At 60.5% G+C, this 16,183-nt stretch carries 18 protein-coding genes; 8 read left to right on the forward strand and 10 right to left on the reverse strand.

Annotated elements, in window-relative coordinates; all coding sequences use genetic code 11:
• Positions 1–79: 79 nt before the first annotated feature.
• Complete coding sequence (locus ACQUTP_RS16970; RefSeq protein ID WP_065878067.1) at positions 80–862, reverse strand: NAD(P)H-dependent oxidoreductase; 783 nt, start codon at positions 860–862, stop codon at positions 80–82.
• An 86-nt stretch (positions 863–948) separates the two neighbouring features.
• Here ACQUTP_RS16970 and ACQUTP_RS16975 point away from each other — a divergent pair, with 86 nt between their 5' ends.
• A complete protein-coding gene (locus tag ACQUTP_RS16975) occupies positions 949–1,857 on the forward strand; it encodes a LysR family transcriptional regulator (RefSeq protein WP_285755798.1) in 909 nt (302 codons plus the stop codon).
• The gene (gene fosA / locus ACQUTP_RS16980; RefSeq protein WP_032455485.1) at positions 1,851–2,270 is read left to right on the forward strand and encodes a FosA5 family fosfomycin resistance glutathione transferase; all 420 of its coding nucleotides are present in this window, start codon (positions 1,851–1,853) and stop codon (positions 2,268–2,270) included. Before ACQUTP_RS16975 ends, fosA begins: the two co-directional genes overlap by 7 nt.
• Positions 2,271–2,342: 72 nt before the next feature.
• Here fosA and ACQUTP_RS16985 read toward each other — a convergent pair whose 3' ends face one another.
• Positions 2,343–3,755 carry a PLP-dependent aminotransferase family protein gene (locus ACQUTP_RS16985; protein ID WP_186997982.1) on the reverse strand — a complete coding sequence of 471 codons (1,413 nt, stop codon included), beginning with the start codon at positions 3,753–3,755 and terminating at the stop codon, positions 2,343–2,345.
• 177 nt (positions 3,756–3,932) lie between these two features.
• Here ACQUTP_RS16985 and ACQUTP_RS16990 point away from each other — a divergent pair, with 177 nt between their 5' ends.
• The 4 genes from ACQUTP_RS16990 to ACQUTP_RS17005 all read left to right on the forward strand — a co-directional run bounded on the left by ACQUTP_RS16990 (position 3,933) and on the right by ACQUTP_RS17005 (position 6,853).
• On the forward strand, positions 3,933–4,097 hold the full coding sequence (locus ACQUTP_RS16990) for a DUF1127 domain-containing protein (protein WP_285755795.1): 165 nt from the start codon (positions 3,933–3,935) through the stop codon (positions 4,095–4,097).
• A gap of 163 nt (positions 4,098–4,260) precedes the next feature.
• The gene (locus ACQUTP_RS16995; RefSeq protein ID WP_186997981.1) at positions 4,261–4,725 is read left to right on the forward strand and encodes a MarR family winged helix-turn-helix transcriptional regulator; all 465 of its coding nucleotides are present in this window, start codon (positions 4,261–4,263) and stop codon (positions 4,723–4,725) included.
• Positions 4,726–4,731: 6 nt separating this feature from the next.
• On the forward strand, positions 4,732–5,799 hold the full coding sequence (locus tag ACQUTP_RS17000; RefSeq protein WP_004204152.1) for an HlyD family secretion protein: 1,068 nt from the start codon (positions 4,732–4,734) through the stop codon (positions 5,797–5,799).
• The gene (locus tag ACQUTP_RS17005; RefSeq protein WP_205436616.1) at positions 5,789–6,853 is read left to right on the forward strand and encodes a DUF2955 domain-containing protein; all 1,065 of its coding nucleotides are present in this window, start codon (positions 5,789–5,791) and stop codon (positions 6,851–6,853) included. Before ACQUTP_RS17000 ends, ACQUTP_RS17005 begins: the two co-directional genes overlap by 11 nt.
• Here ACQUTP_RS17005 and ACQUTP_RS17010 read toward each other — a convergent pair.
• From ACQUTP_RS17010 to ACQUTP_RS17045, 8 genes are all read right to left on the reverse strand, one after another.
• A complete protein-coding gene (locus tag ACQUTP_RS17010; protein ID WP_004204154.1) occupies positions 6,850–7,104 on the reverse strand; it encodes a DUF3343 domain-containing protein in 255 nt (84 codons plus the stop codon). The genes ACQUTP_RS17005 and ACQUTP_RS17010 overlap by 4 nt on opposite strands.
• Complete coding sequence (gene yjiL, locus ACQUTP_RS17015) at positions 7,101–7,868, reverse strand: putative 2-hydroxyacyl-CoA dehydratase activator YjiL (protein ID WP_017899136.1); 768 nt, start codon at positions 7,866–7,868, stop codon at positions 7,101–7,103. Before yjiL ends, ACQUTP_RS17010 begins: the two co-directional genes overlap by 4 nt.
• Positions 7,869–7,877: 9 nt before the next feature.
• On the reverse strand, positions 7,878–9,029 hold the full coding sequence (locus ACQUTP_RS17020) for a double-cubane-cluster-containing anaerobic reductase (protein ID WP_064178554.1): 1,152 nt from the start codon (positions 9,027–9,029) through the stop codon (positions 7,878–7,880).
• A 97-nt stretch (positions 9,030–9,126) separates the two neighbouring features.
• Positions 9,127–9,366 (reverse strand): DUF2164 domain-containing protein, encoded by a 240-nt coding sequence (locus ACQUTP_RS17025; protein ID WP_004204157.1) that lies wholly within the window; start codon positions 9,364–9,366, stop codon positions 9,127–9,129.
• 25 nt (positions 9,367–9,391) lie between these two features.
• Entirely contained in the window at positions 9,392–10,639 is a 1,248-nt protein-coding gene (gene mdtM, locus ACQUTP_RS17030) for a multidrug efflux MFS transporter MdtM (RefSeq protein ID WP_049092926.1), read from the reverse strand.
• A 53-nt stretch (positions 10,640–10,692) separates the two neighbouring features.
• Positions 10,693–11,985, reverse strand: a complete 1,293-nt coding sequence (locus ACQUTP_RS17035; protein ID WP_023319661.1) for a DUF445 domain-containing protein — start codon at positions 11,983–11,985, stop codon at positions 10,693–10,695.
• Entirely contained in the window at positions 11,978–12,640 is a 663-nt protein-coding gene (locus tag ACQUTP_RS17040) for a LysE family translocator (protein WP_049092928.1), read from the reverse strand. Before ACQUTP_RS17040 ends, ACQUTP_RS17035 begins: the two co-directional genes overlap by 8 nt.
• A 47-nt stretch (positions 12,641–12,687) precedes the next feature.
• Positions 12,688–13,503, reverse strand: coding sequence for an AraC family transcriptional regulator (locus ACQUTP_RS17045; protein WP_100098551.1), 816 nt, complete (start codon positions 13,501–13,503; stop codon positions 12,688–12,690).
• 215 nt (positions 13,504–13,718) lie between these two features.
• On the opposite strand from ACQUTP_RS17045, the gene ACQUTP_RS17050 reads away from it, so the two are divergent.
• A complete protein-coding gene (locus ACQUTP_RS17050) occupies positions 13,719–14,633 on the forward strand; it encodes an Rpn family recombination-promoting nuclease/putative transposase (RefSeq protein ID WP_048294120.1) in 915 nt (304 codons plus the stop codon).
• Positions 14,634–14,792: 159 nt separating this feature from the next.
• Entirely contained in the window at positions 14,793–16,163 is a 1,371-nt protein-coding gene (locus ACQUTP_RS17055) for an NAD-dependent succinate-semialdehyde dehydrogenase (protein WP_119621067.1), read from the forward strand.
• Positions 16,164–16,183: the final 20 nt, after the last annotated feature.

Genomic DNA, 16,183 nt, shown 5'->3' on the forward strand with positions numbered 1-16,183 from the left:
CGATGCCGTTAATGCGTGGAGGCTCACAAATTATCATATTAATGAAAGCGATAACCCGGAAGGGCTATCGCGTTGAGGTTTATTTCGTTGCCAGGTGCACCGCCAGGCCGCTTTGCCCCGGCGCCAGCTCCGGGCGCAGCGTTAGCGACGGGATCAGATAGTCGCCATGATTCTGCCGGCGGAATGGAATGGGCTCGGTTTGCCACAGCGTGTCCAGCCGCTCGGCCAGGGTGGCGCACTGGTCGGCGAACTGCGCGGCATCGGTTTTGTCCGTGCGGTAGAACACCAGCGGCGGAAGCACCTCGAAGCCGGGATAGAACAGCATACCGTGCTGAATGGGGAACAGGATGTCGTCGATGGGGCCATTGATCCCGCGCGGTGAATAGTGTTCCGCCCAGCCGCCAGCGGTGACGATCAGCATCGCTCGCTTGCCGACGAAGGTGCCTTCCCCATAGCGATCGCCCCAGTGGCGGTCGCTGTGCTCGCCGACGCCATAGGCAAACCCCCAGGCGTACACCCGGTCGATCCAGCCTTTCATGATCGCGGGCATCGAGAACCACCACAGCGGAAACTGAAAAATCACCGTATCGGCCCACAGCAGCTTTTCCTGCTCGGCGGCGATATCCGCGCTTTGAGTACCCTGGACAAAGGCCTGTTTAGAGTCCAGGGTAGGACGCCAGAACTCGCCGACCGGCGGCGCGCCGCTGTCGTCGGCGTCATACCCGGCCTTCCAGCGCATGGCGTAGAGATCGGAGACCTGGACTTCATGACCGGCCTGCAGCAGATGACGGATGGCGAAATTTTTGAGTCCGCCATTGAGGGAGCGCGGTTCCGGATGGGCGTAAATCAGCAGTACTTTCATAACATCACCTCTGAAGTGGGAAGAGCTGCAGAGTAGGAAAGCTGGCGCTATAGTAGAAATTAATTACTTCAATCCCAGGTATAGTTGTGATTAATTTACATCGTCTGGATCTCAATCTGCTGCGCACGCTCGACGTGCTGCTCAGTGAAAATAACGTTACCCGGGCGGCGCAGCGGCTGAATCTGTCGCAGCCGTCGGTGAGTATTCAACTCGCCAGGCTGCGGGAGATGTTTGCCGACCCGCTGCTGATGCCGGGCCCGCGCGGCATGCAGCCCACCGCCCGCGCCGATGAGCTTCGCCAGCCGCTGCGCGCTGCGTTAGCCGCGCTGGAGCAGGCGGTGGCGCCGGTGGCGCCTTTTAATCCGGCCGCGGCGGCGGAGACCTGGCGGGTGGCGGCGACGGACTATATGGCTTCGGCGACCCTCATGCCGATGCTGGGCAGGCTACGCCTGGCCTCTCCCGGCAGTCGGCTGGCGGTATTCGAACTCCAGCCGGCGCGGCTGGAGCAGCAGGCGTCCAGCGATGAAGTGGATCTCTTTTTCCATACCCGCGAGGGCGCGCCGCCGGGGCTGCATCAGCGCCTGCTGTTTCGCGAGCGCTACGTGCTGGCGGGCCGGGCCGGGCATCCGGTGCTGCGGCACGGGTTGAGCCTGGAAACGTTCTGTCAGCTGGAGCAAGCGATCGTCTCCCCGGACGGAGGCGGCTTCAGCGCGGCGACCGATACCGCGCTGGCGAATCTTGGCCTGACGCGGCGGGTTGTCCTTTCCGTGCCACATTTCCTGTTTATGCTGGAGACCCTGCGCAATAGCGATCTGGTGGCGGTGCTGCCGGAGCGGCTGGTGCGCGGGCAGAGCGGGCTGGTGGTCGTCGAGCCGCCGCTGGCGGTCGCCGGCTTTGAGATGCTGATGCTATGGCACGAACGCTGGCACCGCGACCCGGCGCATCAATGGCTGCGCCAGTTCATTGTAAATTCACTGGAGGAACAGACATGCTGAGCGGACTGAATCACCTGACCCTGGCGGTCAGCCAGCTGGCGCCGAGCGTGGCGTTTTATCAGCAGCTGTTGGGCATGACGCTGCACGCCCGCTGGGACAGCGGCGCCTATCTCTCCTGCGGCGATCTGTGGCTGTGCCTGTCGCTGGATCCGCAGCGGCGTGTCACTCCGCCGGAGGAGAGCGACTACACCCATTATGCGTTTACCATCAGCGAAGCGGATTTCGCCCGCTTCGCCGCTCGCCTTGAGGTTGCCGGCGTGGCGGTGTGGAAGCTGAACCGCAGTGAAGGCGCCTCGCACTACTTCCTCGATCCCGATGGCCACAAGCTGGAGCTGCACGTCGGCAGTCTCGCCCAGCGCCTGGCCGCCTGCCGCGAACAGCCGTATAAGGGGATGGTGTTTTTTGACCAGTGAAGCTGATTTGCGGACGCGAGGTAACCCGTCTCCCCGGTAAGCGCAGCGCCACCGGGGAGAGCAGGCTAAACCTCACTCCATCGCCACCTTCACCGCTTCCCCCAGCTTCACCATCACCGCTTTATGTTTCTCGGTCGGCGGCAGGGCGCAGTTGATCCTGACGCAGTTGCGATACTTGCCCGCCGCGGAAAACAGCGACCCCGGCGCGACCTGGATCTTCAGCCGGCACAGCTGTTTGGCGACGCAGACCATATCCACCTGCTCCGGGAGCTCCACCCACAGCATAAAACCGCCCTTCGGCCTGGTGACGCAGATCCCGCAGGGGAAAAACTCCCGCAGCCAGCAGGTGTAGATCTCGATATTGCGCTGATAGATCTGCCGCATCCGCCGCACGTGGCGGTGATAATGGCCTTCGCGAATAAAGTTAAAGGCCGCCAGCTGGGTTGAAGGGACGTTAGTGCCGCTGGCGGCGTACTTCATCTGGAGCAGCTTGTCGTAGTAGCGCCCGGGCGCTATCCAACCGATGCGCAGGCCGGGGGCGATGGTTTTGGTAAAGGAGCTGCAGAGCATCACCCGGCCGTCGATATCCCAGGAGTGAATCGTGCGCGGGCGCGGATATTCGGTAGCCAGCTCGCCGTAGATATCATCCTCGAAAATAACGATATCGTGGCGCTGGGCCAGGTTCAGCACCGCGCGCTTGCGGGCGTCCGGCATGATAAATCCCAGCGGGTTGTTGCAGTTCGGCACCAGGATCACCCCTTTGATCGGCCACTGATCCAGCGCCAACTCCAGGGCCTCGATGCTGATCCCGGTTTCCGGATCGGTGGGGATCTCAATCGTTTTTAATCCCAGTCCGCGCAGCATCTGCATGGTGCCGTAGTAGCAGGGGGATTCCACGGCGATGATGTCCCCTGGCTGGCACACCGACAGCAGGGCCAGCGACAGCGCGCTGTGGCAACCGCTGGTGAGCACCAGATCGTCGGCAGTCACCACCGATCCGCCGTCGAGCATCAGGCGGGCGATCTGCTCCCGCAGCTCGCGGCGCCCGGCCAGTTCGTCATAGTTCAACACCTCAGTGAGGTTGTGCTGGATCGCCCGGCTCAGTTCGCGCCAGATGGGCTTCAGGCTTGGCTGCGTCACGTCCGGCGAGCCGCCGCCGAAGGGGATGATCGTTTTATCGTAGCGAGCGTCGAGCATGGTCAGCACCTGATCCCACTGGGTGATCTCCACCGGACGCTGCACCGGACGCGACATCGGCGGCACCGGCGGCTGGGACTTGCGGGGGGCGACGAAATAGCCCGATCGCGGCTGCGGCACAATCATCTGCTGCTGCTCAAGCAGCTGATAGGCCTGCTGGACGGTGCTGATGCTGACGCCGTGCTCCTGGCTCAGGCTGCGCACCGACGGCAGCTTTTCGCCGTGGCGATACAGGCCCTGTTCAATGCGTTCGGCCAGCAGCGTCGCAAGATGTTGATAGCGGGTCATGCTGTATCCTTAATTGTCGCCATACAGATGGAATAACCAGTACAGATAGCCGGAAAAATTGGGGTCTGCTGTACGTTTTAGCCAATCTGTATGTTAAAGAAAAGTGTTTTGTGAATCTGTATTCCTCCCCCCCAAATCCGTGAAGATAAAGTCTCTGGCAAGGTGAGGAGGTAGAGGATGGAATTTCATGAGAACAGGGCAAGACAGCCATTTATCGGTTTCGTACTGCTGGCGCGGTTTGTCAAAAAATGGTGGTTTCAGGAGCAAACGCGCAGAGCTTTGCAGAAAATGAGCGACGAACAGCTGAAAGATATCGGCCTGCGTCGGGATCAGATCAATTAAAAAGTGCTTTTTTTTCAGGCATCACTTCTTCTTTGCCCCGGTAAGCGCTGGCGACGCCGGGGAAACATTCACGAAATTTATCAATTGATGCGACGCGACCTTCCGTTTCTTGATACTTACCCTGATAAGTATTATTTTCTTCTCAACAATGAGAGGAAAAGCTGTGACTGAAGACGAACTGTTTGCCCGCCGCCCGCTGGGGATGCGGATGGCCATGGTGGTGCGCCAGTGGCGCGCGATTATTGACTCCGCTATCACCGATACGGGACTCACCCAGTCCAGCTGGACGGTGCTGATGCAACTGCATCAGTTGGGGGACAACGTCTCGGTCAGCGAACTGGCGGAGGTGCAGGGGATTGAACTGCCGCCGCTGATGCGCACCCTCTCATTACTGGAAAAGCAGGGCTATCTGTTGCGTTCCACATCGCCATATGACAAACGCATTCGCCTGCTGACGCTGACCGCCGAGGGGCGGGCTATTCTGGAAAAACTGAGCCGCGTGATCGAGACCTATCAGGAGCGCGTAACCCAGACCATCCCGGAGGCCGACCTCGCCACCTTCAGCGCCACGTTAAATCAAATCGCCTGCCGTTTGCGGAATATCCGCGAAGAAGATAACAAGATCTAACACACTATGATGACGCCTGAACAAAAATTTGCCCGCTGGGTACGGGTGAGTATTGCCGCTTTTCTGGGAATATTCGCCTGGTTTATCGTTGCCGATATCTGGATCCCGCTGACGCCGGACTCCACCGTCATGCGCGTGGTGACCCCGGTTTCGTCGCGGGTCTCCGGCTATGTCTCGCACGTCTACGTGCATAACAATAGCCAGGTGAAAAAGGGCGACCTGCTGTATGAGCTCGACCCAACGCCATTCATTAATAAAGTTGAAGCGGCACAGATCGCCCTTGAACAGGCGAAACTGAGCAACCAGCAGCTGGACGCGCAAATCGCCGCCGCCCGCGCCAACCTGCGCACCGCGCAGTACACCGCCCGTAACGATAAGGTCACGCTCGATCGCTATCAGCGCCTGAGCACCATGCAGAACGTCTCGCAGTCCGATCTCGACAAGGTGCGGACCACCTGGCAGACCAGCGAGCAGTCGGTCTCGGCGCTGAACGCGCAGATCCAGAACCTGCTGATCCAGCGCGGCGAGCGCGACGATAAGCGCAACGTCACCCTGCAGAAATACCGCAACGCGCTGGAGGAGGCGCAGCTGAACCTGGCCTGGACCAAAGTGCGTGCGGAAACTGACGGCATGGTTAGCAACCTGCAGCTTAACCCGGGGATCTACGCCACCGCGGCGACGGCCGTGCTGGCGCTGGTCAACAACAATACCGATATCGTCGCTGACTTCCGTGAGAAGAGCCTGCGCCACACCGCGGTAAACACCGATGCGGCGGTGGTTTTTGACGCCTTGCCGGGGGAAGTTTTCCCGGCGCACGTGACCAGCAGCGATGCCGGGATTCTGGCGGGGCAGGAGGCGGTTAACGGGCAGCTGTCGCAGCCGGAACAGTCCACCCGCTGGGTGCGTGATGCCCAGCGAATGCGCATTCACGTCGCGCTGGATCAGCCGCTGGCGAAACCGCTGCCGACCGGCGCCCGCGCCACGGTGCAGCTGTACAATAGCGAGGGACCTTTCGCCCGTACCTTCGCCGGCCTGCAGATCCATCTGGTGAGCTGGTTGCACTATGTCTATTAATACCCTGGCGCACGTCTTTACCCCGCACGGCAATATCGTCTACACGGCGAATGATTTTCGCCAGACGGTGCGTATCGCCGTGGCCGGGACCATTGCGCTCAGCATCTCCACCTTCTACGACGTGCAGTACGGCGTATTTTTTGTGGTGTATCCGCTGATGCTGATGTCGCTGGTGCCGGTGTTCAACCGCCACGTCGCCCGCCAGTTTGTGTTCAGCGCGGCGGTGAACTGCGTTGAAATGGTGCTGATTGTCGGTTATTTGTCGCAATGGCCGGTGATCATGACGCTGGTGGTGTTCGCCCTGTACGTGATGCGTTTTCGCTTTATGAGCCAGGGGCCGCTGTTTCTGCTGGGGTCGATGGGGGTGGTGTGTCAGAGCACGATGCTCAACTTTATGAGCTACCCGACCAGCAACTGGCACACCCTGATGTTCTCCAACATGGAAGCGTGCGTGCTGGCGGTGGCGCTGAGCGCGCTGCTGCATTACCTGATCCCGGACGTCGAACCGCGCAAACCGCCGCCGCGCATTGAAAAAGACGCCGCCCGCATCCGCCACGAGTCGCTGCTCTCCGGCACGGTGGCGACGATCATCTTCGTGGTGTTTCAGATCTGCGATCTCAGCGACTCGCTGTCGGCGCTGATGGCCGGGGTCCTGATCCTGTTCCCGATGCACTATCGCGGGGCGGTGATCAGCTCGATCTGGCGCGTGGCGGGGGTGGTGCTGGCCTGTCTCTATATTCTGGTGGTGCAGCTGATTATCTATGACTTCAGCAATCACATGATCCTGATGATGCCGCTGATTGGCCTCGGGCTGGCCTTTAGCGCCCGCCTGCACGTGATGGAGAAAGTGGGCGCCGGGGTGGGCTTCGCCAGCATTACCACCATCGGCATTATGTTTGGCCAAAACCTGCATCCCTATCAGGATCTGGTGTTCAGCGATCTGTACCGCATCACCTCGGTGACGGTCTCGCTGGTGGTCACGCTGACCCTGGTTTTTCTTATGCACCGTCTGCTGAACTGCTTTGCGGCGACGCGCTTTGTGGTAAGCGATTAACCTGCCGGTGGGAAGGTGGCGAGACAGCGCCACGCTTCCCCGTCCTGCTGATATAACGCCGCCGTCTGTTCCGGGACGATCCAGGCTCGCGCGTCGGCTTCCGTCCCCTCAAGCAGGATGCACAGCCCGCAGCCGCTGCGCAGCTGGCGGGGAATATCTTTGACCTCGAAGGTCATTCCCGCCGCCTGCAGGGCTTTGCGCGTTCGCACCACTCCCACCGTGGAATGAAATAAAAACAGAAACGTTGTCATCCGCGCCTCCGCTGGCGCTGGCCGATCAGCGCCGCGCCGATCGCCCCGGCGAACTGGGCGTCGGGATGGGTTGTCACCGCCATGCCGACATGGCTTTCCAGCATGCGGGCAAAGGCGGCGCAGTGGCTGACGCCGCCGGTAAACAGCAGCGGCCCCTGCGCTGATAAGCGGCCGATAAAGTTCGCGCTGCGCCGGGCCATGGCGTTAATCACCCCCGCCAGAATCGCCTCCGGCGCGACTCCCGCCGACCGCAGGCTGATGACTTCCGATTCGGCGAATACCGTACACATGCTGGTGATGGCATGCGGTTCCACGCCGTCGGTAATGGCGTCCAGCTGTTCGACGCTGGCGCCGAGGGTGCGTGAAATGACCTCCAGAAAGCGGCCGGTGCCGGCGGCGCATTTGTCATTCATCAGAAAGTCGCTGAGGTTGCCCCCGGCATCCAGCTGGATAACCTTGCTGTCCTGGCCGCCGATATCAATCACCGTGCGGGTGTCCGGCGCCAGCAGGCGGGCGCCGAGACCGTGACAGGAAATCTCCGTCACCTGTTTATTGGCGAAATCTACCAGCTGGCGACCATAGCCGGTGAGGGTTAAAAAGGGCGTTTCCGCGAGGCCAGCGCGCAGCGTCTCCCAGGCCTCATGGATGGCGTCGGCGGGGCGAAAGGGGGTCGGGCAGAGGAAACGACGCGTAACCACCCCGTCCGCGAGCAGGATGCCTTTCGTGGCAGTGGAGCCGGAATCAATACCAACCGTGTAGATCACGCGTGCTCCTTATAGCATTTCGATAAAGGCGGCGACGCGGGTGCTGAGCTGGCCGAGGTCCGCTGTCGAATAGTCGGTTTCTATCGCCATATAAGGAAGGTCGTGCTGCTGGCGCAGATGGCGTTTGATGGCCAGCGATTCCACGGCATAGGTATGGCAGGCCTGCAGAATGACGTCGATCACCCCGTCGGCCTGGTACTCCTCCACCATCTGGCTCAGCAGCTGCAGGCGCTGATGGTTAGGGGAAATACAGGAGCAGCCGATGGCGAGATATTTGTCGGTTAAGGCGTCGTAGACGTCGCCCTCTTCCGCCACGCAGCGCTCGGTGGCCTTCGCGCCGGTGCAGTTTTCATAGCCTACCACCCAGCCGCCGTTTTCTTCGATGGCGCGAACCACTTTCTCCGCCGCGCCGCCGATCGGGCAGCCGGTGATCAGAATGCGCGGGCGGGATGCCAGTCGTTTACCCTGCTGCCACTCCTGACGGATGCGCTCCGCCATGGCGTTGAGCTCGTCAATCAGCGCGGTTTTGTCGAAGCGGAAGGTGGCGCCGTACACCACTTTCAGGATGTCGCCGCCGCTGAGCGCCGGCGGATTGAGCCGCCCGAGACGATAAAAGTGGGCCAGCGCCCGGCGTTCACGGTTTTTCAGCACGATGGCTTCACGCAGCGCCGCCTCGCTAATCGGCGCGCCAAACCGCGCCTCAATCACCTGCTGCAGGCGCAGGATCTCCGCTTTCCACAGCGCGCGGGAGGCCGCGTCGCTGGCGCTGTTCGGCAGCTGCATCACGTGGACCGCCTTGAACTCGGCCATGTACTCGTACATTTTCTTTTTGCCGTCGCAGGTGGTTTCCCCGACCACCAGGTCAGAGAAATAGAAGTAGGGGCATTTATCGGTTTTGCCGAAGCCGTAGCTGCTTTTGATTAACGGGCAGAGGTTGCGCGGCAGATCTTTTTCCGCTTCCTCGATGGTTTCATCGGAGGTGGAGCACAACGAGACCACCACGGCCCCCGCCGCCATAGCGATCTCCTGAGGCATAAAGGTGCAGTAGGTGCCCACCAGCGGCACGTTCTGCTCTTTAAGATCCATGACGGTGAGAAAGCCCTTCTGGCGAGCTTCCGAGAACTGGTCAAAAATGGCGGGTAGATCGGTGATAAGCGACATGGTTTTCCTTCCCCGTACACGGGAGATGCTGAAAGAGCCGCCATTATAACCCTGTTGTTTGTATGCTTTTATTGATCTCCTGCGTCTGCGCGCGGCGTTAATAGACCTTCTTTAAATCCATCTCTTCCTGGATCCGCTCGCTCCATGCCAGATGGGTGCGGATGGCCTCTTCGATACCGGCGTTGTAGAACAGCGGCCCCAGCTCCTGGGCGATAAAGTCGACAAAAAATTCGGCGTCAAACTGCTCCAGCTCGAGGTTAAACGTCTCTTCGCAGTACTTGCTGAGCCTGTCGCGCAGCAGGTCACGCTGCGCCGGGCTGAGTTCAATCTCACTCATGATGGGGCTTTCTCCGTAAAAGGGGTCACGACTGCCGGGCTTCAATGACCGCTTGCGCACACTGACGCTGGTGGCGTAACAGTCCGGCGAGGCAGCAGGCGGCGACGAGCCCGGCGGCCACCGCTAACAGGTGGAAGGGCAGTCTCCCGCCATGGAACCACAGCCAGCGCGCGCCTTCAATCGATAAGGCGCTGACGCTGAGGATCACGATATTCAGCGAGGCGGAAACCGTGCCTTTCGGCAGGTCGTTAGAAAAGAGGGTAAAGCGGAACAGCGTCGGGAAAATTAGCCCGATGCCGAAGGCGTAGAAGCAGGTGCCGAGCACCGACCACAGCCAGACGTGCGGCCATACCAGATTCCCAACGATCAGGATGGCCAGGCCGAGCATCTGTACCGGCACCGCGCTCAGCACAAAGCGCGGGCGGGTGGGATCTTTTACCCAGCGCGCCACCGACAGGTTGGCGATGATGACGGCGCTGAAGACCGGCACCTGGCTCCAGGCGAACTCGCTGGTGGTCAGCCCGCCGGCGTCCATTAAAATCACCGGCGATACTGCCACCCAGCTCATCAGCGGAATATAGCTCAGCGACAGCGTGGCGGCGCCGAGCAAAAAGATGCGGTTGCGAAAGACGTTGCGAAAATCGCGCAGTACGCCCAGGGGGCTGAACGGCACATCGCCCCGGCGCACCGTCTCCGGCATGGTCAACAGCAGCCCCAGCCAGGCCACCAGCCCCATGGCGGCGATAATGCCGAACAGCGCTTTCCAGTGGATAAAATGCATCAGCGCCGCGCCGGAAAGCGGGCCGACGATCGGCGCCACCAGCACGACGGAGGTGATCACCGCCATCAGCCTGATCGACCTTTTTTCCTCAAAGGCTTCCTGCACGGTGACGTAGCCGACGGTGGCGATAAAGCAGATGCTGGTGCCCTGCACGAAGCGGGCAATCAGGAACTGGGTCATGGAGGTGGTGAACAGCGTCGCCAGGCAGGCGAGGGTGAAAATGAGCGCGCCGGTGAGCAGTACCGGACGCCGTCCGATTCGGTCAGAGAGCGGCCCCAGCAGCCACTGCAGCGCCATGCCGCCGGCCATATACAGGCTTACCGAGGCTGGGGCCAGCGCCACATCGGCGTTAAAATCCCGCACCACGTGGAGGATCCCCGGCTGGATCAGGTCGGTGGTGAGATAGGCGGAAAAATCATACAGAATGAGCGCCGCCGGGAAGAACAGCGCGGCGGCGTGCCGGGTTAGCCAGTGGGTCATCCGGTGCATTATCTCGCCCTCCCTGTGGAATATTTATCAGCGCTATTGTTCAGATAGTATCATTGCTAACCAATATGCAGATGCAGCAGCGAGGGGATCTGCGAGAGCAGCCACAACAACAGGCCGATAGTTCCCCCCACCAGGGTGCCGTTGATGCGGATGAACTGCAGATCTTTACCGATGTTGAGCTCGATCTGCCGCGACATATCGCGGGCGTCCCAGCTCTTCACCGTGTCGCTGATATGTCGAGTGAGGAAGGCGGCGAACTCCGGCGCCACCCGATGCGCCGCCTGCTCCAGGTGTTCGTTGAGCGATTCGCGCAGCGCGTCGTCGCGGAGTAAGGTTTCACCGAACCACTGGCCGGCCTCGGCGATGCGCTGCTTGATACGCGAGTCGTCGCTGCTGATATCGTTTTTTACCCAGCCGCGCAGGTCGCCCCACACTTCGCCAAGATAGCGGTTGAAGGTCTCATCATTTTTCAACCAGGCTTTGATGTTATCGGCCTTCTGCGCCAGTTCCGGGTCGGATTTCAGGTTATCGATTAGCTTTTGCGTCGCGCGGTCAAAGGTCTGGCGGATCTGGTGGGTGCGATCGTGGGTGACTTCGTCCAATAGGGTATTCACGGCGTCGGTGACCATCTCGGCGCTGTGCTCGCCGAGCCACTCGGTGGGTAACAGCCTGGCCTTCAGCGGATGTTCGGTCTCCAGCCAGTGTACGATGCCGCGGGCGATAAAAGCGCGGGAGCTGTCGCGCTGCAGCAGGGCGATCAGCTGATTTATCAGCGAATCCAGCAGCTTTTGATGGCGGTTGTCGCGGGTCAGCCCCTCCAGCATCATGGCGCTGGTCTGCGTCAGGTCGACCTTATCGATCGCCTTATGCACCGCGCGCCGCAGCAGGCGCTGAATGCGGGCGTCATCGGTCAGTTCGAGAAAACCGCTCATCACCTGCAGCAGGTGTTGGCCAACCCGCCGGGCGTTCTCAGGCTGGCTGAACCAGTTGCCGAGCATCAGCGCTGGTTGATAGCGGCGGATCAGCGCCACCAGCGACGGGGTATCGAGGAATTTCTCCTCAACGAAGCGGCCGAGGTTGTCGGCGATGCGATCTTTGTTGCGCGGGATAATCGCGGTATGGCGGGCGACAAAGGGCAGCGGAATACGGCGAAACAGGGCCACCACCGCAAACCAGTCGGCCAGCGCTCCGACCATCGCCGCTTCGGAAATGGCCTTCAGCGCGCTGACCCACGGCGTCGGCGGCAGCAGCAGGGTGGTGATAAATAGCGCGGCGGCGATCAGCAGCAGCGACAGCGCCAGCAGTTTGGCGCGTTTCAGTTCAGCGAGTTTTTCCATAAACTTAAGCATATAACCTGACGGCGAGGTCGTGCAAAAATCGCCAGATAATCCACAGACCGAACATCATCAGGATCGCCCCCGCCGCCCGCTCGACCCGCCAGACGATGGCGCTCAGGCGGCGCTGTACCTGCGGCAGCGCAATCGCGCTCACCAGCAGTAAATCCCAGAAGAACACCACGCTGACCATCCACAGCCCGCTCACCGTTTGCTGCAGCAGGGTGACCGCCGGCCCCAGCAGGGAGGTCATCAGCGCCAGATAAAACAGCGCATTCTTCGGGTTGAGCAGCGATGACCCCAGCCCCAGCAGTAGCTGCTTGCCGAACCCCGGACGCGATGTGCGAACGCTCTCCACCGCCAGCGCCGCGGGACGGCTGCGAATCAGCAGGCTGCCAATCCACAGTAAGTAGCCCGCGCCCAACAGCTCGATGAGTAAAAACAGCAGCGGCGCCTGGCGCAGAAGTCCCCAGCCAACGATGGCCAGAACAATATACAACGCATTGCCGGCGGCGATGCCGAGACACAGTCCGAGGCTGCCGCGGATCCGGTAGCGTACAGCGTAACCGACCAGCAGAAAAAAATCGGGGCCCGGGCTGAGCAGGGCGACAAAGTGGGACAGGGCTAACGCCGGGAAGGCGGCGGGGAAGAGAGTCGATAAGGTATGCATAGTGGCCTCGATAATGGTGCTGAGGCCACCCTACGCCAGATGGAAAATTACTTATTGTCGGAAATTGATCTGCTGTGCGCATACTGCCGCGGCGTGGCGGCGGTATAGCTGACGAAGGTTTTATGGAAATGGCTCTGATCGGCAAAGCCGGCTTGATAGCTGACGTCGGCGATAGGGTCCCCGGCGCGTAAGCGCGTTTTCGCATATTCGATGCGCGCCATATTGATCAAACTGGCGGGCGTCAGGCCGGTATCCTGTTTCACGGCGCGGATAACGGTCTCTTTACGTAGCGCGCTATCGTGGGCCAGCTTATCCAGCGATGGCGGCGCCGGCAGATCTGTCGCCAGGCGCTGAAACAGCAGGGCGCTGGCGTGATGTGGCGCCTGCGGCGCGGCGGCGCACAGCGGCAGCGCATGCAGGAGCTGCGCCACCCGGGCTGGCAGTTGCTCAATGCAGCCGCGGCTCATCAGGGCGACAATCTGCTGGAAGCAGGCAAAGAGAGGGCTGTCGCGCAGCAGCGGCTGCGGCGAAGCCATGCTGACGGTAGGGGGAATATCCGGACGCTGCGCATGGCACCATGCCGCCTCCAGGTACAGCATATGATAGCTGCGCGGCTGGTCACGCAGCGGATTACAGCTATGCGGCGCGTGCGGCGGGATCACGATCAGATCCCCGGGCTGCAGGAGATATTCCTGTCCATTGCACAGGCAGCGCGTTTCACCGTCGATAATCGCCCCCACCGAGAGCTGCGGGTGGCTGTGGCGCTTATAGGCCTGACGGCTGCGCCAGGTGCTGCGCAGCTCCAGCCACGGCAGGCGATCGTCTCGCCAGAAGGTTTGGGGAATATCTCGGGTATGGTTCACCGCATCGACCTTTGCTGAGGGGATAAATCGTTTATAGCATGCTGCGCCGAGGCTGTCGCCCGCCGGGATTTGCGTACCGCGTCGAAAAAGGATGTCGCGCTTGCAGTCCGGGGAAATATGTTTTCGTCGCGGAATGTAAAACTCCGGTTTCCGGGGTGCCAGAGTCATTCATGGGAGGTAGAGTCCCTGCAGGATAAGCAGGCAGGGATGAGCCGATGGCAAAGGGCACCACCTCGACGCCGCATGATGCGGTGTTTAAACAGTTTCTCACTCAGGCCGACATCGCGCGTGATTTCCTGGCGATCCATCTACCGCCTGCGCTGCGTCAGCGCTGCGACCTCGATACCTTACAGCTGGAGTCGGCAAGCTTTATCGAGGAGAGCCTGCGGGCCTGGTACTCCGATGTGCTGTGGTCACTCAAAACCGCGTCTGGCGAGGGCTACATTTATGTGGTTATCGAACATCAGAGCTCGCCGGATGCGCAGATGGCCTTCCGCCTGATGCGCTACGCCATCGCCGCGATGCAGCGCCATCTGGATAGCGGTCATACCAGACTGCCGCTGGTGGTGCCGATGCTGTTCTATCACGGAGCGACCACGCCATACCCGTGGTCGCTCAACTGGCTGGACTGCTTTGCCGATCCACCGCTGGCGTGGGAGCTTTATGCCTCGCCCTTTCCGCTGGTGGATATCACGGTGATCCCCGACGATGAGATCGTTCGTCACCGGCGCGTGGCATTACTTGAGCTGATACAGAAGCATATTCGCCAGCGCGATTTAATGGGGATTGTTGAGCAACTGACGACGATTTTACTTAGCGGTGACGCTAATGACAGGCAGATAAAAACGCTGTTTAATTATCTGCTGCACACTGGCAACGCGCGCCGCTTTGGCCGGTTTATCCACAAAGTGGCACAACGGGTTCCTCAGCACAGGGAGAGATTGATGACCATCGCCGAACGAATACAGGAAGTGGGCCGCAGAAAAGGCAAACGGGAAGGCCGGCAGGAGGGACAGCATGCTGAAGCGCTGCGCATTGCCCAGAGGATGCTGGCCGACGGCATTGCCCGCGAGACGGTGGTGAAAATCACCGGCCTGACCGCCGATGAGGTCGCCGCGCTGGCGCATTGATAACGCCGGGGCGGCCTGACGGTCGCCCCGGTTAGCCATCGTTATGGAATATTCCGGATATACCTAACTTTACCCGCATCACCAGCCATCTCGACTACCCTTAATATCCTTAGCGGCATTTTTGACTGCCTTAATAGCGATAACAAGGAGACATGCGATATGGCCTATCAGACGGTGAATCCTGCGAACAATCAGCTTATTAAAACGTACCCGGCGCACAGCGATGCGGACGTGGAGGCGGCGCTGCAGCAGGCGGATGCGCTCTACCATTCAGCCTGGGCAAAAGGCGATATCGAACCGCGCCTGGCGGTGCTGCATAAGCTGGCGGATCTGATCGACAGCCGGGTGGAAGATCTGGCGAAAATCGCCAGCCAGGAGATGGGGAAACTCATTAAGCAGAGCCGCGGCGAAGTGAAACTGTGCGCGCAAATCGCCCGCTATTACGCCGATAACGCCAAATCGATGCTGGCGCCGGTGAAGTATCCCTCCGAATTGGGTGAAGCCTGGGTTGAGCACCACCCCATCGGCGTCTTACTGGCGGTGGAGCCGTGGAACTTCCCCTATTACCAGCTGATGCGCGTCCTGGCGCCAAACCTGGCGGCCGGGAACCCGGTTATCGCCAAACACGCCAGCATCGTGCCGCACTGTGCGGAGACCTTTGCTCATCTGGTGCGCGAGGCCGGCGCACCGGAAGGGGCGTGGACCAATCTGTTTATCTCTCAGGATCAGGTGGCGAAGATTATCGCCGACGACCGTGTGCAGGGGGCGGCGCTGACCGGGTCGGAAAAAGCCGGCAGCGTGGTGGCGGCGCAGGCGGCGAAGCATATTAAGAAATCGACCCTGGAACTGGGCGGCAACGATGTGTTTGTGGTGCTCGATGATGCTGAGCTCGAGCGCGCGGTGAAAATCGGCGTCCAGGCGCGGCTGAATAACGCCGGCCAGGTGTGTACTGCCGCCAAGCGGTTTATCCTGCATGAGAACATCGCTGAGTCGTTTCTGACGAAATTTAGCGAGGCGTTTCGCCAGGTAAAAATAGGCGATCCGCTGGATGAAAGCACCACGCTGGGGCCGCTCTCCTCTAAAGATGCGCTGGAAACCTTGAGCAAGCAGGTGGACGAGGCGGTCAAAAACGGCGCCACGCTGCATCTGGGCGGCAAAGTGGTGGCGCGGGAAGGCAACTTCTTTGAACCCACTATCCTGACCGGTATCACCCGTGACAACCCGGCGTACTTCGAAGAGTTCTTTGGCCCGGTGGCGCAAATCTACGTGGTGAAAAACGATGAGGAGGCGATTGCGCTTGCCAATGATTCTCACTATGGCCTGGGCGGCGCGGTGTTCAGTCAGGACATCGAACGCGCGAAACGGATGGCATCCGCCATTGAAACCGGGATGGTCTATATCAACTGGCTGACCGATACCGCGCCAGAACTGCCGTTTGGCGGCGTGAAGCGTTCCGGTTATGGCCGGGAGCTCTCCGATCTCGGTATCAAAGAGTTCGTGAACCAGAAGCTGGTGGTGGTGCGCCGCTAGGCCGGCCATAAAAAAACCTG

The sequence above is a fragment of the Klebsiella sp. 2-CIP_Kleb. genome, assembly GCF_050378715.1.
GTDB lineage: Bacteria > Pseudomonadota > Gammaproteobacteria > Enterobacterales > Enterobacteriaceae > Klebsiella > Klebsiella quasipneumoniae.